Annotated in this window: 20 protein-coding genes; 6 read left to right on the top strand and 14 right to left on the bottom strand. The window is 64.9% G+C overall.

The window, feature by feature from the left end; genetic code table 11:
• Window positions 1-38: 38 nt before the first annotated feature.
• Both recJ and L6D75_RS18275 read right to left on the bottom strand, forming a co-directional pair.
• Window positions 39-1,748, bottom strand: coding sequence for a single-stranded-DNA-specific exonuclease RecJ (gene recJ / locus L6D75_RS18280; RefSeq protein ID WP_176513645.1), 1,710 nt, complete (start codon window positions 1,746-1,748; stop codon window positions 39-41).
• Window positions 1,749-1,759: 11 nt separating this feature from the next.
• The gene (locus tag L6D75_RS18275; protein WP_176513648.1) at window positions 1,760-2,302 is read right to left on the bottom strand and encodes a YaeQ family protein; all 543 of its coding nucleotides are present in this window, start codon (window positions 2,300-2,302) and stop codon (window positions 1,760-1,762) included.
• A 133-nt stretch (window positions 2,303-2,435) separates the two neighbouring features.
• Between L6D75_RS18275 and L6D75_RS18270 the strand changes: the two genes are divergently transcribed.
• Together L6D75_RS18270 and L6D75_RS18265 are read left to right on the top strand one after the other, a co-directional pair.
• The gene (locus tag L6D75_RS18270) at window positions 2,436-3,635 is read left to right on the top strand and encodes a CaiB/BaiF CoA transferase family protein (protein WP_176513650.1); all 1,200 of its coding nucleotides are present in this window, start codon (window positions 2,436-2,438) and stop codon (window positions 3,633-3,635) included.
• An 8-nt stretch (window positions 3,636-3,643) separates the two neighbouring features.
• A complete protein-coding gene (locus L6D75_RS18265; protein WP_176513653.1) occupies window positions 3,644-4,501 on the top strand; it encodes a TIGR02285 family protein in 858 nt (285 codons plus the stop codon).
• A gap of 127 nt (window positions 4,502-4,628) precedes the next feature.
• On the opposite strand, the gene L6D75_RS18260 is transcribed toward L6D75_RS18265, so the two are convergent.
• From L6D75_RS18260 to xerD, 6 genes are all read right to left on the bottom strand, one after another.
• Window positions 4,629-4,910, bottom strand: coding sequence for a DUF3509 domain-containing protein (locus L6D75_RS18260; protein ID WP_176513655.1), 282 nt, complete (start codon window positions 4,908-4,910; stop codon window positions 4,629-4,631).
• Between the two features lie 80 nt (window positions 4,911-4,990).
• Window positions 4,991-5,389: a histidine kinase gene (locus tag L6D75_RS18255; RefSeq protein ID WP_176513658.1), complete on the bottom strand. Its 399-nt coding sequence runs from the start codon at window positions 5,387-5,389 to the stop codon at window positions 4,991-4,993.
• Window positions 5,390-5,516: 127 nt separating this feature from the next.
• Window positions 5,517-6,926: a threonine synthase gene (gene thrC / locus L6D75_RS18250; RefSeq protein ID WP_176513660.1), complete on the bottom strand. Its 1,410-nt coding sequence runs from the start codon at window positions 6,924-6,926 to the stop codon at window positions 5,517-5,519.
• 54 nt (window positions 6,927-6,980) lie between these two features.
• A complete protein-coding gene (locus L6D75_RS18245) occupies window positions 6,981-8,285 on the bottom strand; it encodes a homoserine dehydrogenase (protein WP_176513664.1) in 1,305 nt (434 codons plus the stop codon).
• Between the two features lie 81 nt (window positions 8,286-8,366).
• Window positions 8,367-9,128, bottom strand: coding sequence for a thioredoxin fold domain-containing protein (locus L6D75_RS18240; RefSeq protein ID WP_176513666.1), 762 nt, complete (start codon window positions 9,126-9,128; stop codon window positions 8,367-8,369).
• Window positions 9,129-9,282: 154 nt separating this feature from the next.
• Window positions 9,283-10,179 (bottom strand): site-specific tyrosine recombinase XerD, encoded by an 897-nt coding sequence (gene xerD / locus L6D75_RS18235; protein WP_176513669.1) that lies wholly within the window; start codon window positions 10,177-10,179, stop codon window positions 9,283-9,285.
• Window positions 10,180-10,247: 68 nt separating this feature from the next.
• Here xerD and L6D75_RS18230 point away from each other — a divergent pair, with 68 nt between their 5' ends.
• A complete protein-coding gene (locus L6D75_RS18230) occupies window positions 10,248-12,053 on the top strand; it encodes a cation:proton antiporter (protein ID WP_176513670.1) in 1,806 nt (601 codons plus the stop codon).
• Between the two features lie 2 nt (window positions 12,054-12,055).
• On the opposite strand, the gene L6D75_RS18225 is transcribed toward L6D75_RS18230, so the two are convergent.
• The 6 genes from L6D75_RS18225 to ffh all read right to left on the bottom strand — a co-directional run bounded on the left by L6D75_RS18225 (window position 12,056) and on the right by ffh (window position 16,123).
• On the bottom strand, window positions 12,056-12,463 hold the full coding sequence (locus L6D75_RS18225) for an acyl-CoA thioesterase (protein ID WP_176513673.1): 408 nt from the start codon (window positions 12,461-12,463) through the stop codon (window positions 12,056-12,058).
• Window positions 12,464-12,557: 94 nt separating this feature from the next.
• The gene (rplS, locus tag L6D75_RS18220) at window positions 12,558-12,908 is read right to left on the bottom strand and encodes a 50S ribosomal protein L19 (RefSeq protein WP_003252148.1); all 351 of its coding nucleotides are present in this window, start codon (window positions 12,906-12,908) and stop codon (window positions 12,558-12,560) included.
• 42 nt (window positions 12,909-12,950) lie between these two features.
• On the bottom strand, window positions 12,951-13,703 hold the full coding sequence (gene trmD / locus L6D75_RS18215; RefSeq protein WP_008094486.1) for a tRNA (guanosine(37)-N1)-methyltransferase TrmD: 753 nt from the start codon (window positions 13,701-13,703) through the stop codon (window positions 12,951-12,953).
• A 3-nt stretch (window positions 13,704-13,706) separates the two neighbouring features.
• On the bottom strand, window positions 13,707-14,243 hold the full coding sequence (rimM, locus tag L6D75_RS18210; RefSeq protein WP_176513675.1) for a ribosome maturation factor RimM: 537 nt from the start codon (window positions 14,241-14,243) through the stop codon (window positions 13,707-13,709).
• 5 nt (window positions 14,244-14,248) lie between these two features.
• The gene (gene rpsP / locus L6D75_RS18205; protein WP_008094480.1) at window positions 14,249-14,500 is read right to left on the bottom strand and encodes a 30S ribosomal protein S16; all 252 of its coding nucleotides are present in this window, start codon (window positions 14,498-14,500) and stop codon (window positions 14,249-14,251) included.
• 246 nt (window positions 14,501-14,746) lie between these two features.
• Window positions 14,747-16,123: a signal recognition particle protein gene (gene ffh, locus L6D75_RS18200; RefSeq protein WP_012270758.1), complete on the bottom strand. Its 1,377-nt coding sequence runs from the start codon at window positions 16,121-16,123 to the stop codon at window positions 14,747-14,749.
• Window positions 16,124-16,414: 291 nt separating this feature from the next.
• Between ffh and L6D75_RS18195 the strand changes: the two genes are divergently transcribed.
• From L6D75_RS18195 to L6D75_RS18185, 3 genes are all read left to right on the top strand, one after another.
• Window positions 16,415-17,224, top strand: coding sequence for a cytochrome C assembly family protein (locus L6D75_RS18195; RefSeq protein ID WP_176513677.1), 810 nt, complete (start codon window positions 16,415-16,417; stop codon window positions 17,222-17,224).
• Window positions 17,225-17,233: 9 nt separating this feature from the next.
• Window positions 17,234-18,439, top strand: a complete 1,206-nt coding sequence (locus L6D75_RS18190) for a transporter associated domain-containing protein (protein ID WP_176513679.1) — start codon at window positions 17,234-17,236, stop codon at window positions 18,437-18,439.
• A 262-nt stretch (window positions 18,440-18,701) separates the two neighbouring features.
• Window positions 18,702-19,916 (top strand): MFS transporter (locus tag L6D75_RS18185; RefSeq protein ID WP_236193749.1); only part of this gene is annotated, 1,215 nt, incomplete at its 3' end.

Genomic DNA, 19,916 nt, shown 5'->3' with positions numbered 1-19,916 from the left:
CGCTCAAGCGGCGCTCTATTTCCACAAGCCCGCAAAAATCAGCGCGGCTCCATGTGGGCAATCATCAACTGCACGCTTTCATTGCCCCGAAACTCGTTCACATCCAGCTTGTACGCCAACTCCACCCAACGCACGGTCGGGTTCGGCCATACCTCGCGGTCGATGCCAAAGGCGATGCCATCCAGGCGCACCGACCCGCATTCGCTCTTGAGCACCACCTTCAGGTGCCGTTCGCCGACCACGCGCTGCTCCACCAACTGGAACACGCCATGGAACAGCGGCTCAGGGAAGTGCTGGCCCCAGGGGCCGGCGTGGCGCAGGGCCTTGGCCAGGTCGAGGTGGAATTCCTCCACGGCCAGGCTGCCGTCCGACAGCAGGCGCCCGGTCAGGTCTTCTTCGCGCAGCTGGCGGCGCACTTCTTCGTCGAACGCCTCGGCGAACGCGGGGAAGTTGCCTTCGGGCAAGGACAAACCGGCAGCCATGGCATGGCCGCCGAACTTACTGATCAGCTGCGGATGGCGCGCCGCCACGGCATCCAGCGCATCACGAATGTGGAACCCCGGCACCGAACGGGCCGAGCCCTTGAGCATGCCATCGCCGGCATCGGCGAAGGCGATGGTCGGGCGGTGGTAACGCTCCTTCAGACGCGAGGCAAGAATGCCGATCACGCCCTGGTGCCAGTCGGCATCGAACAGGCACAGGCCATAGGGCATGGACTCGACCGGCAGGTCCTTGAGCTGGGCCAGGGCCTCGCGCTGCATGCCCTGCTCGATCGACTTGCGGTCCTGGTTCAGGTCATCCAGCTGCTGGGCCATGTCCTGGGCCAGCGCTGCGTCTTCGCACAGCAGGCATTCGATGCCCAGGCTCATGTCGTCCAGGCGCCCGGCGGCGTTCAGCCGTGGGCCGAGGATGAAGCCGAGGTCGGTGGAGGTAATGCGCCGATGATCGCGGCGCGCCACCTCGAGAATCGCCTTCAGGCCCGGCCGCGCACGGCCGGCACGAATGCGTTCGAGGCCCTGGTGCACCAGGATGCGGTTGTTGGCATCCAGCGGCACCACGTCGGCCACGCTGCCCAGGGCAACCAGGTCCAGCAGCTCGCCGATGTTCGGCTGGGGCTGCGCCTCGTAGCGCCCCAGGCTGCGCAAACGCGCGCGCAGGGCCATGAGCACGTAGAAGATCACGCCCACGCCCGCCAGCGATTTGCTGGGGAAGGTGCAGCCCGGCTGGTTCGGGTTGACGATGGCATCGGCCGCGGGCAGTTGCTCGCCCGGCAGGTGGTGGTCGGTGACCAGCACCTTGAGCCCGGCCGCCTTGGCCGCCGCGACGCCCTCAACGCTGGAGATGCCGTTGTCCACGGTAATCAGCAGTTGCGGCTGGCGCTGCAGCGCCACCTCGACGATTTCCGGGGTCAGGCCATAGCCGTACTCGAAGCGGTTGGGCACCAGGTAGTCGACATGGGCCGCGCCCAGCAGGCGCAGGCCCAGCACGCCAACGGTACTGGCCGTGGCGCCATCGGCATCGAAGTCGCCGACAATGAGGATGCGCTGGCGCTGGTCGAGGGCTTCGACCAGCAGGTCCACGGCAGCCTCGATGCCCTTGAGCTGCTGGTACGGCAACAGGCGCGCCAGGCTCTTGTCCAGTTCGGCTTCGCACTCTACGCCGCGTGCGGCGTACAGGCGGGTCAGCAAAGGCGGCAGGTTACCCAGAAATGGCAGGGTCGTCGGCAATGGGCGAGGTTCGATACGCATGGGGGGTCGGCTCAGCCACGCTCGCCGAGCAGCCACTCGAGCTGCACTTCGTGCTGGCCGCGGTCATCGGTGACAAACACCGTGCCTTCGCTGATCATCACGTCCCACTTGATGGTGCGCGGCATGTCGGTGGCCAGGGTTTCCAGGACCTCCTGCGGCACGGCGGCGATGCTCAGGTTCTTCAGGCCTTTGACGGCGTCCACCACCTTGTTCTGCCAGACGCGCAGGCTGCCATAGGCCAGAAGGCTGGTGCGCTCGGTGCGGCGCGAGCACCAGGTCAGGCGATCGGCGTCGGGCTGGCCGACTTCGATCCAGTGCAGGATGCGGTCGTCCAGGCTCTTTTCCCACAGCGCTGCTTCATCCACATCCGACAGACCACGGCCGAACGACAGGTTCTCGTTGTACCACAGGGCGTAGGCCAGCAGCCGCACGGCCATGCGCTCTTCGGTTTCCGAAGGGTGGCGGGCAATGGTCTGCCGGACGTTTTCGTACACGCCGCGATCGAGATCGGTCAGGTTCAGTTCGAATTTGTAGGTGGTGGACGGCTGGGCCATGGTCGAGGGGGCTTCGTGCAGAGAGAAAAGGCACCTAGTCTACCCGATCCGGCCCCACCTTGCGCCGCAGCAGTATCTGCCGTCGTGGACCTATGATAAAACCACGGCTCTGCCCAGTTGCCACGGATGCCACATGTCTACGCCCAGCAAACCCCTCGCCGGCCTGAAAGTCATCGAACTCGGCACCCTGATCGCCGGCCCGTTCGCCTCGCGTATCTGCGCCGAATTCGGCGCCGAGGTGGTCAAGGTCGAGTCCCCGGACGGCGGCGACCCGCTGCGCAAATGGCGCAAGCTGTACGAGGGCACGTCTCTGTGGTGGTTCGTCCAGGCACGCAACAAGCAATCGCTGACGCTCAACCTCAAGCACCCGGACGGGCGCGATATCCTCAAGCGCCTGCTGGCCGACGCCGATATCCTGATCGAGAACTTCCGCCCTGGCGTGCTGGAAAAGCTCGGCCTGGGCTGGGATGTGCTGCATGCGTTGAACCCACGCCTGGTAATGGTGCGTTTGTCGGGTTTCGGTCAGACCGGGCCGATGAAGGACCAGCCGGGCTTCGGTGCGGTGGGCGAGTCGATGGGCGGCCTGCGCTACATCACCGGTTTCGACGACCGCCCACCGGTGCGCACCGGCATTTCCATCGGCGATTCGATCGCCGCATTGTGGGGCGTGATCGGCGCGCTGATGGCACTGCGTCACCGCGAGGTCAACGGCGGCCAGGGCCAGGTGGTGGACGTGGCCCTGTACGAGGCGATCTTCGCGATGATGGAAAGCATGGTGCCGGAATTCGATGTGTTCGGTTTCATTCGCGAGCGTACCGGCAACATCATGCCGGGCATCACCCCCTCCTCCATCCACACCACGGCCGACGGCAAGCATGTGCAGATCGGCGCCAACGGCGATGCGATCTTCAAGCGCTTCATGCAGGCCATCGGCCGCCACGACCTGGCCGATGACCCCGCGCTGGCCAGCAACGATGGCCGCGACGCGCGGCGTGACGAGCTGTACGGGGTGATCGACCGCTGGGCCAACGGCCTGCCGCTGGAGCAGGTGATGCGCGCACTCAACGACGCCGAGGTACCCGCAAGCCGCATCTACTCGGCCGAGGACATGTTCAACGACCCGCAATACCTGGCGCGGGAGATGTTCCTGCAGGCCCGCCTCCCGGACGGCAAGCCCTTCAAGATGCCCGGCATCGTGCCCAAGCTTTCGGAAACGCCAGGCTCCACCGAGTGGGTCGGCCCGGCCCTGGGCGAGCACACCGACGCGCTGCTGGCCAAGCTGGGATACGACACCGCAGCCATCACCCGGCTGCGTACCGCCGGCACGGTCTGAGATTGCCCATGCGCCTGTGCGCCCTGCTCTGCTGCATGCTGCTCGCGCTGGCCGCTGCCCCCTTGCAGGCCAAGGAGCGTTTGCTGTGGCTGGTTCGCGACCTGCCGCCGTTCACCATTTTCGAGGGGTCGGAAAAGGGCCAGGGGGTGGTCGACCAGATGCTGCCGCTGCTGATCGAACAGATGCCCGAGTACGACCACGCTATCGTTCGGGTCAACCGCGCTCGCGGCATCCAGATGCTGCAAGACGCCAGCAGCTTCACCTGTGACCCGACCCTGCTGTGGACGCCGGAGCGCGCCAAGTACGTGAAATTCTCCATGCCAACGCTTGCGGTGATGAGCAGTGGCGTGATGGTCCGCACTGAAGGCGAAGCGCTGTTGGCGCCCTATCTCGATGGCCAGCAGGTCGACCTGAAAGGCTTGCTCGACAGCACGCAGCTGAAGCTGGGCATCGTCGCCGAGCGCAGCTACAGCACGCAGATCGACGACATCCTGCGCCAGTTGCCCGACACCGCATTCAGCCGCCATTACGGCAACGACGCCACCGCCAGCCTGCTGCAGATGCAGCAGCTCGGGCGCCTGCAACTGGTGCTCGGCTATTGGCCGGAGATGCGCTACCTGATCCAGCAGCAAGGTGGCGACCTGGACGCGTATCACTTCCACCCGATCCAGGGGGTCAACCGCTACCAGTTCCTGCACGTGGGCTGTTCGGATTCGCCGCTGGGGCGTGCGGCCATCGAGCATATCGACCAGCTGCTGCCAGCGTTACGCCGCGATACCCTGCCGGCGCTGTATGCCCGCTGGCTCGACCCTGAACTGCGCGCCGACTACCTGGCGCACAGCAAGCAGTTTTTCGAGGCCCATTAAAAAGAAACCCCGGAGCGCTGGGGAAGACGCCCGGGGCCAATCGAAAGCCCATGCGGGCTTCCCGTGACAACCCTCCTGCACCGGAGCTGTGTGCAGGCTAGCTGCCCTACTGCGTCTGATACGCCAATCAGGCAAAGGTTCCCTGGGGTTGCTGACGCTGTTGCAAGGCTGCAATCACACAGGGCTGCAAGCGCCCCTCGACAATCTGCAGGTCTCGGTGCAAGCCATCCACCAGGTCGATCAGCAGGCTCTGCTCCTGCAATTGGCGCAGGCTGACGGTGCGCCGCAGCGCCGTGCCACCGAGGCTGTCGTAAATGGTCAATTGGCGGTTGCCGCTGGCATCCGCGGCGTCAAGGTGGGCCTGGTAAGGGGCCAGGGTGTCGTTGAGCAGTCTGCAGATTCTTTCCATCCGGATCACTCGCGCAGGTAGTGGGACATACAGCAACTGACCAACAGGCGCAGCGGAAAGTTCGCCCGGCTGCGGCTGGTTCAGTGAGCATGCGTCGGCGATGTGACCGTTTGAATACGTCGCAGGGCCTTGTGCCAGCGCGGCATGGGCAATGGCCAGGGCAGCTCGTCGAGCACCCACAGGCCTTGGCGCCGGGCCTCGTGGGCGAGGTCTGGCAGGCCATCCCCCAGCTGGCCGACGAACAGCAGCGCCCGTGGCGGGCGCTCGCGCCTGAACTGTTCGAGCACGGCCAGGCCATCGCGCATGCCGTGGTCGAGGATCAGCAGGTCGGCCCCGCGATCGCGCACCAGGCAGGTCTTGAGATCGGTCAGGCTCTCGGTAACGCGCACGTCGAAGAGGCCCAGCACATTGCAGGCCTGGTGCAGAAGAATCTGGTGGGAAGGGCGTGCCTGATGAATCAACACGTAGGGCTGGTGCATGAGCCGCTCCTGTTTGAAGGACCGGTCACTCTAGGTAAGTCGCCAAGCGACTTGTATAGGACAATTCTGAAAGTAACAGCGGAAAAGAAGGGTTCAGGGCCGCATTGCGGCCCTGAACTTCACACGCTTACAGCGGCTTGCCGCGGTTGCCGTGCTGGCTGACGAAGGCCTGCACCGCCTTCAGGTCGTTGGCCAGTACCGTGCAGCGCTCTTCGCGGGCGAACAGGTCGCTCAGGTGAGCAGGCAGCTCCAGCGCCTTGCCAACGCCGGCCTTCTCCACCGCATCCGGGAACTTGACCGGGTGCGCAGTGCCCAGCACCACCATCGGCGTGTCCAGGCTGCGGCGGCATTCGCGGGCGGCCTTGACGCCGATCGCGGTGTGCGGGTCAAGCACCTCGCCGGTGCTGGCGAACACCTCGGCGATGGTCTCGCAGGTCTGCTCGTCGCTCACGGCCAGCGAATCGAACAGCTTGCGCGCTTCGGTCCAGCGGTCCTGGTCGACGCTGAAGCCGCCGCCCTGCTTGAAGTTGGCCATCAGCTCGGCAATCGCGGCGCCATTGCGACCGTGCAGGTCGAACAGCAGGCGCTCGAAGTTGGACGAGACCATGATGTCCATCGACGGCGACAGGGTCGCGTGCAGGGTTTCCTTGACGTACTGGTTGCCGCTCATGAAGCGGTGCAGGATGTCGTTGCGGTTGGTGGCCACCACCAGCTGGCTGATCGGCAGGCCCATGTTGCGCGCCAGGTAGCCGGCGAAGATGTCGCCGAAGTTGCCGGTCGGCACCGAGAACGCCACCGAACGGGCCGGGCCGCCCAGCTGCAGGGCCGCGTGGAAGTAGTAGACAATCTGGGCCATGATCCGCGCCCAGTTGATCGAGTTGACCGCCACCAGGCGCGTGCCCTTGAGGAAGGACTGGTCGGCGAAGCTGGCCTTGACCATCTCCTGGCAGTCGTCGAAGTTGCCTTCGATGGCGATGTTGTGGATGTTCTCGCCGAAGATGGTGGTCATCTGCCGGCGCTGAACTTCCGACACACGCTGGTGCGGGTGCAGGATGAAGATGTCGACGTTGTCGCAGCGGCGGCAGCCTTCGATGGCGGCCGAACCGGTGTCACCGCTGGTGGCGCCGATGATCACCACGCGCTCGCCGCGCTTGGCCAGCACGTGGTCGAGCAGGCGGCCGAGCAGTTGCAGGGCGAAATCCTTGAACGCTAGGGTCGGGCCGTGGAACAGCTCCATGACCCACTCGTTGCCGTTCAGCTGACGCAGCGGCGCGACCGCAGCGTGGGCGAAGGCGCCGTAGGTTTCCTCGAGGATCTTCTTGAAGTCGGCATCGGCGATGCTGCCGGTGACGAACGGGCGCATCACCCGGAAGGCCAGCTCGTGGTACGGCAGGCCGGCCCAGGAGGCGATCTCTTCCTGGGTGAAGCGCGGCAGGTTCTCGGGTACGTACAGGCCGCCATCGCTGGCAAGGCCGGCCAGCAGGACGTCTTCGAAATTCAGGGCCGGTGCCTGGCCGCGGGTGCTGATATAACGCATGGCTACTAACCTTCGATACTGGGCACGGGCCGCCGTCGCGGCCCGTGGGGGAATTTAGTTGAGCTGTTCGACGCGGATGCGCACAACCTTGCCGACCACGTCCTGCAGGGCTTCCAGGGCGACGATGGCGTCGTTGATGCGCTGCTCGACCACACCGTGGGTGAGCAGGATCATCGGCACCAGGCCGTCCTGTTCCTCGGCTTCCTTCTGCATGATCGACTCGATGTTGATGCCACGCTCGGAGAGGATGCTCGCCACCTGGGCCAGTACGCCCGGATGGTCCTTGGCCTGGATGCGCAGGTAGTAGGCGCTTTCGCAGGCTTCGATCGGCAGGATCGGGTGGTCCGACAGCGAATCGGGCTGGAAGGCCAGGTGCGGTACGCGGTTTTCCGGGTCGGAAGTCATGGCACGGACCACATCCACCAGGTCGGCAACCACCGACGAAGCGGTCGGTTCCATGCCGGCCCCGGCGCCGTAGTACAGGGTGGAACCGGCAGCGTCACCGTTGACCATCACGGCGTTCATCACGCCATTGACGTTGGCGATCAGGCGGTCGGCCGGGATCAGCGTCGGGTGCACGCGCAGCTCGATGCCAGCGGCGGTGCTGCGGGCCACGCCCAGGTGCTTGATGCGGTAGCCCAGGGCTTCGGCGTAGTTCACGTCAGCGGTGGTCAGCTGGGTGATGCCCTCGGTGTAGGCCTTTTCGAACTGCAGCGGAATACCAAAGGCGATGGAGGCCAGGATGGTCAGCTTGTGCGCGGCATCGATGCCCTCGACGTCGAAGGTCGGGTCGGCTTCGGCATAACCCAGCGCCTGGGCTTCGGCCAGCACGTCGGGGAAGGCACGCCCTTTCTCGCGCATTTCGGTGAGGATGAAGTTGCCGGTGCCGTTGATGATGCCGGCCAGCCAGTTGATGCGGTTGGCCGACAGGCCTTCGCGGATCGCCTTGATCACCGGGATGCCACCGGCCACTGCGGCTTCGAAGGCAACGATGACGCCCTTCTCGCGGGCCTTGGCGAAGATTTCGTTGCCGTGCACGGCGATCAGCGCCTTGTTGGCGGTGACCACGTGCTTGCCGTTTTCGATGGCCTTGAGCACCAGGTCGCGGGCCACGGTGTAGCCACCGATCAGCTCGATGACGATGTCGATCTCAGGGTTGCTCGCAACGTCGAACACATCAGCGGTAATGGGGGTACCGGTAATCTGGCAGTTCGGGTTGGGCGAGCGCATGGCGATCTGTGCCACTTCAATACCGCGCCCGGCACGGCGGGCAATCTCCTCGGCGTTGCGCTGAAGTACATTGAAGGTACCGCCACCGACGGTCCCCAACCCACAGATGCCTACTTTGACCGGTTTCACTGTGAACTCCCCATTGAACGGCCGGCACCTGCGCCGACCGTGAAACATGCCGTCACCCCATGACGACGGCGTACTGAATGATTACTTGGCGGCCTGCTGCTGGCCCGCCAGGGCCAGCTTGGCCACCTGTGGCGCCGGCTGGTAGCCCGGGATCACCTGGCCGCTTTCCAGCACGATGGCCGGGGTGCCATTGACCCCGATCGACTGGCCGAGCTGGAACTGCTTGCCCACCGGGTTGGCGCACTTGGCAGCCTTGATTTCCTTGCCGTCGACCATCTTGTCCAGCGCCGCGCGGCGGTCGCTGGAGCACCACACCGCCTGCAGCTGCTCATCGCCCGGCGAACCCAGGCCCTGGCGCGGGAAGGCGACGTAGCGCACTTCGATACCGCGGCGGTTGAGTTCGGGCACTTCGGCGTGCAGCTTGTGGCAGTACGGGCAGGTGGTGTCGGTGAAGACGGTGATGTGCGACTTGGTTTCGCCCTTGGCAGGATAAACCACCATCTCGGCGGCTGGAATGCCGTTGATGAGCTTGGCGACGCCCTGGCGCTCGGTCTTTTCGGTCAGGTTGACCGGCTTGCCGTCCTGGATCTGGAACAGGTAGCCCTGCATGACGAACTGGCCGTCGGCGCTGGCGTAAAGCACGCGGCCGCCCTGCAGCTTGACTTCGTAGAGGCCGTTCAGCGGGCTGCTGGCCACGCTTTCCACGGGCACTTCCAGCTCGAGGTTCTGCAGCGATTTGCGGATGGCCTGTTCGGCCGTGGCATTGCTATCGGTCGCCGCGGCAACGGCGAAAGTACTGGCCAGCGCCAACGCGGCGGCGGCGAAGATCTGGGTCACGCGCATGGGGAACTCCTGAAGGCGGACAGGGGCCGGAGGGCGTCACCTGCGGGAAAAACGCGGCGACCGTGCGGCCCTTGGTGCAAACCGCCCAAGACTACCACATCACACCGCCAATGAAGGGGTCTGCGGGTACCGGCGGGCGGAACATGAAAATCATTCATCCACGTGGATGGTGCTGGGCGTGCAGCTGCTGCAGGCGTGCCTTGGCCACGTGGGTGTAGATCTGCGTGGTCGACAGGTCGCTGTGGCCCAGCAGCATCTGCACCACGCGCAGGTCGGCGCCGTGGTTGAGCAAGTGGGTGGCGAAGGCGTGGCGCAGGGTATGCGGCGACAAGGGCTTGTCGATGCCGGCCACCCGCGCATGGTGCTTGATCCGGTGCCAGAAGGTCTGGCGGGTCATCTGCTCGCCGCGCAGGCTGGGGAACAGCACATCGCTGGGGCGCCCGTTGAGCAGCTCGGCGCGGCCATCGCGCAGGTAGCGCTCCAGCCACAGCACCGCCTCCTCGCCCATCGGCACCAGGCGCTCCTTGCTGCCCTTGCCCATCACCCGCAGCACGCCCTGGCGCAGGTTAACCTGGTCGAGGGTCAGGCTGACCAGCTCGGTCACCCGCAGGCCGCAGGCGTACAGCACTTCGAGCATGGCGCGGTCGCGCTGGCCGATCGCCTCGCCGAGGTCCGGGGCCTGCAACAGGGCTTCGACATCGGCTTCGGACAACGACTTGGGCAAGGGCTTGCCCAGTTGCGGCATCTCGACCTGCAAGGTCGGGTCGACGGCTACCAGCTTTTCCCGCAGCAGATAACGAAAGAAGCCACGCAGCCCGGAGAGAAAGCGCGCCGTGGAACGTGGCTTGTAGCCCTGGTCGAGGCGCCAGGCCAGGTGATCGAGGATCAACTCGCGGCCGGCATCGGGCAGGCTCACGGCATGTTCCTGCAACCAGCCGTTGAACAGCGCCAGGTCGCTGCGATAGGAAACGCGGGTGTTGTCCGACAGGCCTTTTTCCAGCCACAGGGCATCGAGGAACTGGTCGATCAGGGGGTGGTCGAGGGCGGGCATGAAAACTCGGTGGCAAACGACGAAATGGCGCTTAGTCTTTCATAACCACGCCGGCATAGGGAGCCCGCATGAACGAACAGCAGATCCTTCTCAGCGTCGGCGGTATCGGCGCTGCCGCCCTGGCTTGCCAATGGCTGGCCTGGCGCCTGAAATTACCCGCCATCCTGTTTCTGCTGCTGGCCGGCATTCTCGCCGGCCCGATCCTTGGCTGGCTCGACCCGCAAGCGTTGTTCGGCCCGCTGCTGATGCCGCTGGTGTCGCTGGCGGTGGCGCTGATCCTGTTCGAGGGCAGCCTCACCCTGCACCTGTCGCAATGGCGCGAAATCGGCAGCGTGGTGCATCGGCTGGTCACCGTGGGCGCGCTGTCGACCTGGCTGTTGATCGCCCTGGCCACCCACTGGCTGCTGGACTTCGACTGGCCCCTGGCAATCCTGTTCGGCACCTTGACCCTGGTCACCGGCCCCACGGTGATCGTGCCCATGCTGCGGGTGGTGCGGCCCAAGGCGGCGATCGCCAATATCCTGCGCTGGGAAGGCATCATGATCGACCCGATCGGTGCCTTGCTGGCCGTGGTGGTGTACAGCTTCATCATCGCCAGCGGCGCCGGCGAGGGCCTGGCCCACAGCCTGGTGACCTTCGCCGGGGTGATCTTCTGCGGCACGGCCTTGGGCGCTGCGGGCGGCTGGTTGCTCGGGCAGATCATGCGCGAGCAGTGGCTGCCCGAATACCTGCACAACCTGGCCTCGCTGGCGGCGGTGCTGGGCATATTCATCGCCGCCAACCAGATCGTCCACGAGTCCGGGCTGCTGGCGGTCACGGTGATGGGCATGTGGCTGGCCAACATGCGCGGGGTCGATGTGCGGCAGATCCTGCACTTCAAGGAAAACCTCAGCGTGCTGCTGATCTCCGGCCTGTTCATCCTGCTGGCCGCGCGCCTCGACCTGCACGCCATGATCGGCCTGGGGCCGGCGGTGCTGGCGCTGCTGCTGGTGATCCAGCTGCTGGCGCGGCCGCTCAATGTGCTGCTGTCGACGCTGGGCTCGGCGCTGAACTGGCGCGAGCGCGCCCTGCTCGCCTGGGTCGCGCCGCGCGGCATCGTGGCCGCGGCGGTGTCGGCGATCTTTGCCATCCGCCTGCACGAGGCCGGCCACCAGGGCGCCTTGCTGCTGGTGCCGCTGACCTTCGCCGTGATCATCGGCACGGTGGTGATCCAGAGCGCCACGGCCAGGCCCCTGGCGCGCCTGCTCAAGGTCGCGGAGCCTGCGCCCAGCGGGTTTCTCATCGTCGGCGCCAACGAGCCGGCGCGAGCCATCGCCAAGGCTCTGCAGCAACTGGGCTGTCGGGTGCTGCTGACCGATTCGAGCTGGGAGAACATTCGCGCGGCGCGCATGGAGGGGCTGCCCACCTATTTTGGCAACCCGGCTTCGCAGCACGCCGATGCGCACCTGGACCTGGTCGGCCTGGGCCACCTGCTGGGCTTGTCGCCTGCCGGCGAGATCAATGCCTTGGCCTGCGCCCGCTTTCGCCACGACTTCGGCCATGGGCGGCTGTTCGTGCTGGCCAGCGGCCTGGAGAAGCAACGCAGCGACAAGCACCGGGCCGCCGAAGAGCACCGCGGGCATTTGCTGGGCGCCAACCCGATGACCTACCTGCAACTGGCCAACCGCCTGCACCAGGGCGCGGAGCTCTACAGCACCACGCTCACCGAAGGCTTCGGCTGGGAGGCGTATCGGGCCTTACATGGCGAGCGGGCGCACTTGCTGTTCGCCCGCGATGAACACGGCTGGGTACATGTCGCCAGCCCCGACGAACCGCTGCAGCCGCAACCGGGCTGGACCCTGGTGGCGTTGATCGAGCCTGCCGCGCCTGAGTGAAATCAGGCCTCGGGCAGCACCGGCACCGGGCGCTTGTCCTCGTCGATGGCCACGAAGCTGAACACGCCATGGATCGCCCGCTCGCGGCCGTCCAGGTACATGTTCTCGACGAACACGTCGACCTGCACCTGCAAGCTGGTGTTGCCGACCTTGATCACCGTGCCGACCAACTCGACGATCGAGCCCGCCGGGATCGGGTGCTTGAAGTCGATGCGGTCGGTGGACACGGTCACCAGCGGCAGGCGGCAGAAGCGCGTGGCGGCGATGAACGACACTTCGTCCATCCAGGCCAGCGCGGTGCCGCCGAACAGGGTGTTGTGGTGGTTGGTGGTATTGGGGAATACGGCTTTGGTCACGCGCGTCACCGACAGCTCGGTGCGGCGCTGGATTTCCTGGTCTCGGGCGGTCATGTCCGTTACATCGCATGGGGTTCAAAAAGCAAAAAAGCAGCCCGAAGGCTGCTTTTTTCTCGCAAGGTGGCCTAGGCCACCAGGCAAACTGTACTCAGGACAGTTTTTCCTTGATGCGAGCGGCTTTGCCGGACAGGTCGCGCAGGTAGTACAGCTTGGCTTTACGCACGTCACCACGACGTTTCACGGCCAGGCTGTCGATCTGCGGGCTGTAGGTCTGGAAGGTACGCTCTACGCCAACGCCGCTGGAGATCTTGCGCACGGTGAAGGCGCTGTTCAGACCGCGGTTACGCTTGGCGATAACGACGCCTTCGAACGCCTGCAGACGGGAACGCTCACCTTCCTTCACTTTAACCTGGACGACAACGGTGTCGCCTGGTGCGAAGGTCGGGATTTCCTTGCTCATCTGCTCGGCTTCGAGCTGCTGGATGATCTTGTTGGTCATGCTGTGCTCCTAAGATGGATACGTGATCCACCATCGATACGTTTAACTATCGTCCCGCTCGCGGAGGTATTCCTCGAGCAGCTTCTTCTCTTCTCCAGAAAGCGAGCGACTTTCCAGAAGATCGGCGCGTCGTTCGAAGGTCCTACCAAGGGACTGCTTCATTCTCCAACGCCGGATGTGTGCATGGTTGCCACTTAGCAACACGTCGGGAACGCGCTGATCCGCATACACCTCAGGTCGGGTGTAGTGCGGGCAATCGAGCAGACCGTCGGTGAAGGAATCTTCTTCCGCCGAGTCCACATGCCCTAAAGCTCCGGGCAGCAGCCGCGTAACCGCATCGATCAGTACCATGGCCGGCAGCTCGCCACCGGAAAGCACATAGTCGCCAATCGACCACTCCTCATCGACATGAGCCTCGATAAAGCGCTCGTCGATGCCTTCATAACGACCGGCGATCAGGATCAACGATTCCTGCTCTGCCAGGCCTTTGACCGCCTGCTGGGTCAGCTTGCGGCCTTGCGGCGAAAGGTAGATCACCTTTGCCGATGCTCCGGTCGCTTGCCTGGCGCTAACCAGGGCGTCTTCCAGAGGCTTGATTTTCATCACCATGCCCGGGCCACCGCCAAACGGCCGATCATCCACCGTGTGGTGACGATCTGTGGTGTAGTCCCGCGGGTTCCAGCAAGTCACTTGAAGCAACCCCTGTTTCACCGCGCGGCTGGTAATGCCGTACTCCGTGATGGCCGAGAACATCTCGGGGAACAACGTGATGACGTCTACGCGAAGGTTACCCATCGTCTAGAAGTCCGCGTCCCATTCAACCCGCATCACGCCTGCTTCCAGGTCGACGTTGAGCACGCATTGCGCCGTATAGGGCAACAGACGCTCGCGATCATCCAGGCTGCCTGCGCAGGGTTTGACCACCATTACATCGTTCGCACCGGTCTCCAACAGGTGATCGACCTTGCCGAACAGGTGTTCGTCCTGGTTGATGACCTTCAGGCCCTGCAGCTGGTACCAGTAGTACTCGTCTGCGGCCAGGTTGGGCAAAAGGCTCCGCGGGATGCAGATTTCGAAGCCGCTCAGAAGACGGGCTTCATCGCGATCATCGAGGCCTTTCAATTTCACGACCAGGCCCTTTTGGGAGCCACGACCGCTGACCAGCTCGACCTGCTTTACCTTGCCTTCGTGCCGAAGCGTCCAGCGCGGATAATCCAACAGGTTTTCAATCGGATCGGTAAAGGAATACACCTTCACCTCGCCGCGAACGCCGTGAACCGAAAAAATCTTGCCGACAACGATGAGGTCGTCAGCCTTTTCTGGCGTCGCGTTCATACTGTTCAGGCAGCGGCCTTGGCAGCGTCCTTCAGCAGCTGAGCAACGCGCTCAGACGGCTGTGCGCCCTGGCTCAGCCAGTAGGTGACGCGCTCTTGGTTGACCGACAGCTTGACTTCGGCGCCCGATGCGATCGGGTTGAAGAAGCCAACGCGCTCAACGAAACGGCCGTCACGGGCGTTACGCGAGTTGGTCACGGTCAGGTGGTAGAATGGGCGCTTTTTCGAGCCGCCACGGGCCAGACGAATGGTTACCATGTGAACATCGTTCCTATAGTCGGTGTTGCAGTTTGTACTGCAAATCTGAATGCCAAATAGGCACACGGGTGCCCAAAAGGCCGCATATTCTCGGGGAATACACGGACATTTGCAAATGACTTTTTCGCCAGGGCCATGCCCTCGCGTCCAGATTTGCCGGTTGCGCCGCGATTTCGCGGCCGTTGCCCCGCCGCAGCGGGGGTTCTGAGGGAGCGTTCGATGACGAACGGCCCCCACGGAATAGGGTTACAGCTTCGGCATGCCGCCACCCGGCAGCATCCCGCCCAGGCCGCGCATCATCTTGGCCATGCCGCCCTTGGCGGAGAATTTCTTCATCATCTTCTGCATCTGCTTGTGCTGCTTGATCAAGCGGCCGATGTCCTGCACCTGGGTGCCGGAGCCGAGGGCGATACGGCGCTTGCGCGAACCGCTGATCAGGTCAGGGTCGCGACGCTCGGCCGGGGTCATCGAGTTGATGATCGCTTCCATCTGCTTGAACTGCTTCTCGGCCGCGCCCTGGGCGTTGCCCATCTGCGACAGGTTGACCCCGCCGATGCTCGGCAGCTTGTCCATCAGGCCGCCCAGGCCGCCCATGTTCTTCATCTGCTGCAGCTGGTCGCGGAAGTCTTCGAGGTCGAAGCCCTTGCCCTTCTTCAGCTTCTTGGCCAGCTTGTCGGCCTTGGCCTTGTCGATGGTCTGCTCGGCCTGCTCGATCAGGCTGAGCACATCGCCCATGCCGAGGATGCGCGAGGCGACACGGTCCGGGTGGAAGGGCTCGAGGGCCTCGGTCTTCTCGCCCATACCGATGAACTTGATCGGCTTGCCGGTGATGGCGCGTACCGACAGCGCGGCACCGCCACGGGCGTCACCGTCGACCTTGGTCAGCACCACGCCGGTCAGCGGCAGGGCCTCGCCAAACGCCTTGGCGGTGTTGGCGGCGTCCTGGCCGGTCATGGCGTCGACCACGAACAGGGTCTCGATCGGCTTGACCGCGGCATGCAGCGCCTTGATCTCGTCCATCATGTCGGCGTCGATGTGCAGGCGGCCGGCGGTGTCGACGATGACCACGTCGATGAACTTGAGCTTGGCCTCGCGGATCGCCGCCTCGGCGATGGCGACCGGCTTCTGGCTGATGTCGGACGGGAAGAAGGTCACGCCGATGTCGTTGGCCAGGGTTTCCAGCTGCTTGATCGCCGCCGGGCGGTAGACGTCGGCCGACACCACCATCACGCTCTTTTTCTTGCGCTCCTTGAGGAAGCGCGCGAGCTTGCCGGCGGTGGTGGTCTTACCGGCGCCCTGCAGGCCGGCCATCAGCACCACGGCAGGTGGCGCCGCGTTCAGCGCGAGGTCTTCGTTGGCCGCGCCCATCAGGCTTTCCAGCTCGGCCTGGACGATCTTCACGAAGGCCTGGCCCGGGGTCAGGCTGCGCGACACTTCGGTGCCGACCGCACGTTCCTTGACGCTGTTGACGAAATCCTTGACCACCGGCAGGGCAACGTCGGCCTCGAGCAGGGCCATGCGCACTTCGCGCAACGTGTCCTTGATATTGTCTTCAGTCAGCTTGGCCTTGCCGGTGACATGGCGCAGCGTCTGTGACAGGCGGTCGGTCAGGTTTTCGAACATGGTGATCCTTTCTGGCCCAGTAAAAGCCGAGGTTTGTCAGGCGCCCAGGTGAAAATGCACACGCGCTGGGCACAGCAAGGCGGCGATTATAGCGAAGAGCGGCGGCGACGCACACCTTGCTGACCCCTGGAGGGATATTCGGTGGCCCTGTCGCCGCCAAGCCGGCGCCTGCAAGCGCAGCGCCCCCTCCCTGTGGGAGCCGGCTTGCCGGCGATAGGGCCCCAGCAGACTTCCTTGGTACTGACGATCTATGCCAAACTCCGTCTCTTTAAGGCTCGCCAACCAGGACTTATGTTCTCCTCACCCAGCCTCATCCCCAACCTGATCGCCGCCGGCCTTTATATAGCAGCGACCGTCTATCAAGGTTCGCGCCTGGCCCAGTCGAACAAGGCCGACAAACGCCTGCTCGGCCTGCTTGGCGCCCTCGCCGTGCTCGCCCAGGCCGGCGCGCTGTTCTTCCAGCTCATCACCCCGTTGGGCCTGAGCCTCGATTTCTTCAGTGCCGCCAGCCTGATCGCCGTGGCGGTCATCGCCCTGACCCTGCTGGCGTGCCTTCGCATCCCGGTGGAAAACCTGCTGGTGCTGCTGTTCCCGCTGGGCGCGGTGACCGCGCTGCTGGCGCAGTTCGCCCCGCCCGGCACGGTGCCGCTGATCAACGAAGAACCCGGCATCCTCGCGCATATCCTGCTGTCGATCCTGGCCTATGGGCTGTTCACCATCGCCGTGTTCCAGTCGCTGTTGTTGCTGCTGCAGGACCGCCAGCTGAAGAACAAGCACCCGTCCGGGCTGATCCGCAACTTCCCGCCGCTGCAGACCATGGAAAGCCTGCTGTTCGGCTTCCTCTGGGCAGGCTGGTGCCTGTTGTCGCTGTCGCTGATTTCCGGCTGGCTGTTCCTCGACAACCTGTTCGCCCAGCACCTGGTGCATAAAACCCTGCTGGCCTGCGTGGCCTGGGTGGTGTTCAGCGTGCTGCTGTGGGGCCGCACGCGCCTGGGCTGGCGCGGCCACAAGGCAATCCGCTGGACCCTGGCCGGTTTCTGCCTGCTGATGCTGGCCTATTTCGGCAGCAAGCTGGTCCGCGAATTCATCCTGCATATCTGACGGTCGCCCATGGACACCCTGCCGTACGCTCCGCTACTCGGCACTCTGGCACTGGCGCTGCTGTGGTCGGCGCTGTGCACGGCAGTGGATGCCGCCCGTGTGCAACTCAACGGTTCGCTGCGCAATGGCGAAGATGGCCAGCCGCCGCTGCCGGCCCAGGCCCTGGTGCTGTGCGCCAGCCTGGGCAAGCTGCTGGTGCTGGGCCTGGCCTGCCTGATCGGCCAGCGCCACCACGGCGAACACGGCTTCTGGCTGGCCGGCCTGGGCGCGGCCCTGGCCCTGCTGGTGCTTGCCGAATACCTGCCACGGCGCCTGGCTCGGCGTAACCCGCAAGCGTTCGTCAGCCTCGGCGTCAGCCTGCTCAAGCCGCTCCTGGCGCTGCTGCAACCGCTGGCCTGCCTGCTCGATGGTTGCGCCAAGCTCTTGTTGCGCCCCTTGCGCGTGCAACCCACGGCGGTTGCGCTGCACCCCCAGCAAGATGACGACTACGACCAGGACGACGAGCCCGAAGCGCCTCGCCACGGCCTGCTGGACGGCCTGCAGGCGCTGGACAAGATCACCGTCAACGACATCCTGGTGCCGCGCAACGAGGTCGACGGCATCAACCTGGACGAGCCGATCGAGCGCATCATCGAACAGCTCATCGTCAGCCGGCACACGCGCCTGCCGGTCTACCACAACGACATCAACCAGGTCGAAGCGATCCTCAACACCAAGCTCATCAGCCACCTGCTGCCCAGGGGCGAGCTGACCCTCCAGGCGCTGCGCGGTGCCTGCTACGAGCCCTACTTCGTCCCGGAAAGCACGCCCCTGCAGCTGCAATTGCTGAACTTCCACAAGCAGCAGCGGCGCCTGGGCGTGGTGGTGGACGAATACGGCGAGGTGCTGGGCATCGTCACCCTGGAGGACATCCTCGAGGAGATCGTCGGCGAGTTCGAGGACGAGCAGAGCCTGGACAACCCCCACGTCCACCCCCAGGCCGACGGCACCTTCGTCATCGAAGGCACTGCCTCGCTGCGCGAGATCAACCGCACCCTGGGCTGGCACCTGCCCTGCGACGGCGGCCCGAAAACCCTCAACGGGCTGGTCACCGAAGCGCTGGAAAGCATCCCGGAAAGCGCCGTTTGCCTGAAGATCGGCCGTTATCGCCTGGAAATCCTCGAAACAGAGGACAATTGCGCCAGCAAGGTACTGGTGTGGACCGTGACCCGCTAGCTATACTCGGGCCACGCTTACCCAGCCCCGCCGTCCCGCCTGCTACCCGCACCCGGCGCCACACGGCCAGTCCGCTCCACTGACGCGCCCCGCGGTCCTGCTTCAGCACCCCGAACAGTGCCCGCCCCCGCCCCTACCCGCCTTGGGCTATCGTCAGTCGCGCGACCACAACAATACGCTCCGGCGTCCGCGACACCGTGCCTGCCTGGGTACGCGCGGGCAAAGCCCATGGAGCACGACCAGACTGTTAGGGACCTACTTAATGACCACCAGCAGCACTTATGCCCAGGCGCCCGCCGCGCCGGTCAACTCGCCCGCGCGGGTGGCCAACGCCAGCTTCATCGGCACCGCCATCGAGTTCTACGATTTCTACGTCTATGCCACCGCCGCCGCCCTGGTGATCGGCCCGGTGTTCTTCCCGTCAGGTTCAGGCACCGCGCAGATGCTGGCGGCCTTCCTCACCTTCGGCATCGCCTTCCTCGCCCGGCCACTGGGCTCGGCCCTGTTCGGCCACTTCGGCGACCGCATCGGGCGCAAGTCGACCCTGGTTGCCTCACTGCTGCTGATGGGCGTGTCGACCACCCTGATCGGTGTGCTGCCTGGCTATGACAGCATCGGCGTGTGGGCACCCATCCTGCTCTGCCTGCTGCGTTTCGGCCAAGGCCTGGGGCTGGGAGGCGAATGGGGCGGCGCGGCGTTGCTGGCCACCGAGAACGCGCCAGCAGGCAAGCGCGCCTGGTTCGGCATGTTCCCGCAGCTAGGCCCTTCGATCGGTTTTCTGGCGGCCAACGGCCTGTTCCTGACCCTGGCCCTGGTGCTCAGCGACGAGCAGTTCCGCGACTGGGGCTGGCGCATTCCGTTCCTGCTCAGCGCCGCGCTGGTGCTGGTGGGCCTGTATGTGCGCCTGAAACTCGAGGAAAGCCCGGTGTTCGCCAAGGCCGTGGCGCGCCACGAGCGGGTGAAGATGCCGGTGGTGGACTTGTTCGCCAAATACTGGATGCCGACCCTGCTGGGCGCGGCGGCGATGGTGGTGTGCTATGCGCTGTTCTACATTTCCACGGTGTTTTCGCTGAGCTACGGCGTGACCACCCTGGGCTACAGCCGCGAAACCTTCCTCGGCCTGCTGTGCTTTGCCGTGGTCTTCATGGCCCTGGCCACACCGCTGTCGGCGTGGCTCAGCGACCGCTACGGGCGCAAGCCGGTGCTGATCGTCGGCGGCCTGCTGGCGGTGGCTTCGGGCTTTACCATGGAGCCGCTGCTGACCTCGGGCTCGACCACCGGCGTGGCGCTGTTCCTGGCCATCGAACTGTTCCTGATGGGGGTGACCTTTGCCCCGATGGGCGCATTGCTGCCGGAGTTGTTCCCCACGCACGTGCGTTATACCGGTGCTTCGGCGGCGTATAACCTGGGCGGCATCGTCGGGGCCTCGGCGGCGCCGTTCTTTGCCCAGAAGCTGGTGAGCATGGGTGGGTTGAGC

The sequence above is a fragment of the Pseudomonas faucium genome, assembly GCF_021602585.1.
GTDB classification, from domain to species: domain Bacteria; phylum Pseudomonadota; class Gammaproteobacteria; order Pseudomonadales; family Pseudomonadaceae; genus Aquipseudomonas; species Aquipseudomonas faucium.
This window is presented reverse-complemented; position numbering and strand designations above follow the sequence as displayed.

What these genes read in the sequence shown, in the direction of transcription:
- thrC (WP_176513660.1), bottom strand. Translation starts at nt 6,926, where the DNA reads ATGCGTTATATCAGCACCCGCGGCCAGGCACCGGCCCTGAATTTCGAA.
- rplS (WP_003252148.1), bottom strand. Translation starts at nt 12,908, where the DNA reads ATGACCAACAAGATCATCCAGCAGCTCGAAGCCGAGCAGATGAGCAAG.
- rimM (WP_176513675.1), bottom strand. Translation starts at nt 14,243, where the DNA reads ATGAACGCGACGCCAGAAAAGGCTGACGACCTCATCGTTGTCGGCAAG.
- L6D75_RS18275 (WP_176513648.1), bottom strand. Translation starts at nt 2,302, where the DNA reads ATGGCCCAGCCGTCCACCACCTACAAATTCGAACTGAACCTGACCGAT.
- L6D75_RS18225 (WP_176513673.1), bottom strand. Translation starts at nt 12,463, where the DNA reads ATGACCGCCCGAGACCAGGAAATCCAGCGCCGCACCGAGCTGTCGGTG.
- recJ (WP_176513645.1), bottom strand. Translation starts at nt 1,748, where the DNA reads ATGCGTATCGAACCTCGCCCATTGCCGACGACCCTGCCATTTCTGGGT.
- L6D75_RS18255 (WP_176513658.1), bottom strand. Translation starts at nt 5,389, where the DNA reads ATGCACCAGCCCTACGTGTTGATTCATCAGGCACGCCCTTCCCACCAG.
- L6D75_RS18230 (WP_176513670.1), top strand. Translation starts at nt 10,248, where the DNA reads ATGAACGAACAGCAGATCCTTCTCAGCGTCGGCGGTATCGGCGCTGCC.
- L6D75_RS18265 (WP_176513653.1), top strand. Translation starts at nt 3,644, where the DNA reads ATGCGCCTGTGCGCCCTGCTCTGCTGCATGCTGCTCGCGCTGGCCGCT.
- L6D75_RS18195 (WP_176513677.1), top strand. Translation starts at nt 16,415, where the DNA reads ATGTTCTCCTCACCCAGCCTCATCCCCAACCTGATCGCCGCCGGCCTT.
- L6D75_RS18190 (WP_176513679.1), top strand. Translation starts at nt 17,234, where the DNA reads ATGGACACCCTGCCGTACGCTCCGCTACTCGGCACTCTGGCACTGGCG.
- ffh (WP_012270758.1), bottom strand. Translation starts at nt 16,123, where the DNA reads ATGTTCGAAAACCTGACCGACCGCCTGTCACAGACGCTGCGCCATGTC.
- trmD (WP_008094486.1), bottom strand. Translation starts at nt 13,703, where the DNA reads ATGGGTAACCTTCGCGTAGACGTCATCACGTTGTTCCCCGAGATGTTC.
- L6D75_RS18270 (WP_176513650.1), top strand. Translation starts at nt 2,436, where the DNA reads ATGTCTACGCCCAGCAAACCCCTCGCCGGCCTGAAAGTCATCGAACTC.
- rpsP (WP_008094480.1), bottom strand. Translation starts at nt 14,500, where the DNA reads ATGGTAACCATTCGTCTGGCCCGTGGCGGCTCGAAAAAGCGCCCATTC.
- L6D75_RS18260 (WP_176513655.1), bottom strand. Translation starts at nt 4,910, where the DNA reads ATGGAAAGAATCTGCAGACTGCTCAACGACACCCTGGCCCCTTACCAG.
- L6D75_RS18240 (WP_176513666.1), bottom strand. Translation starts at nt 9,128, where the DNA reads ATGCGCGTGACCCAGATCTTCGCCGCCGCCGCGTTGGCGCTGGCCAGT.
- xerD (WP_176513669.1), bottom strand. Translation starts at nt 10,179, where the DNA reads ATGCCCGCCCTCGACCACCCCCTGATCGACCAGTTCCTCGATGCCCTG.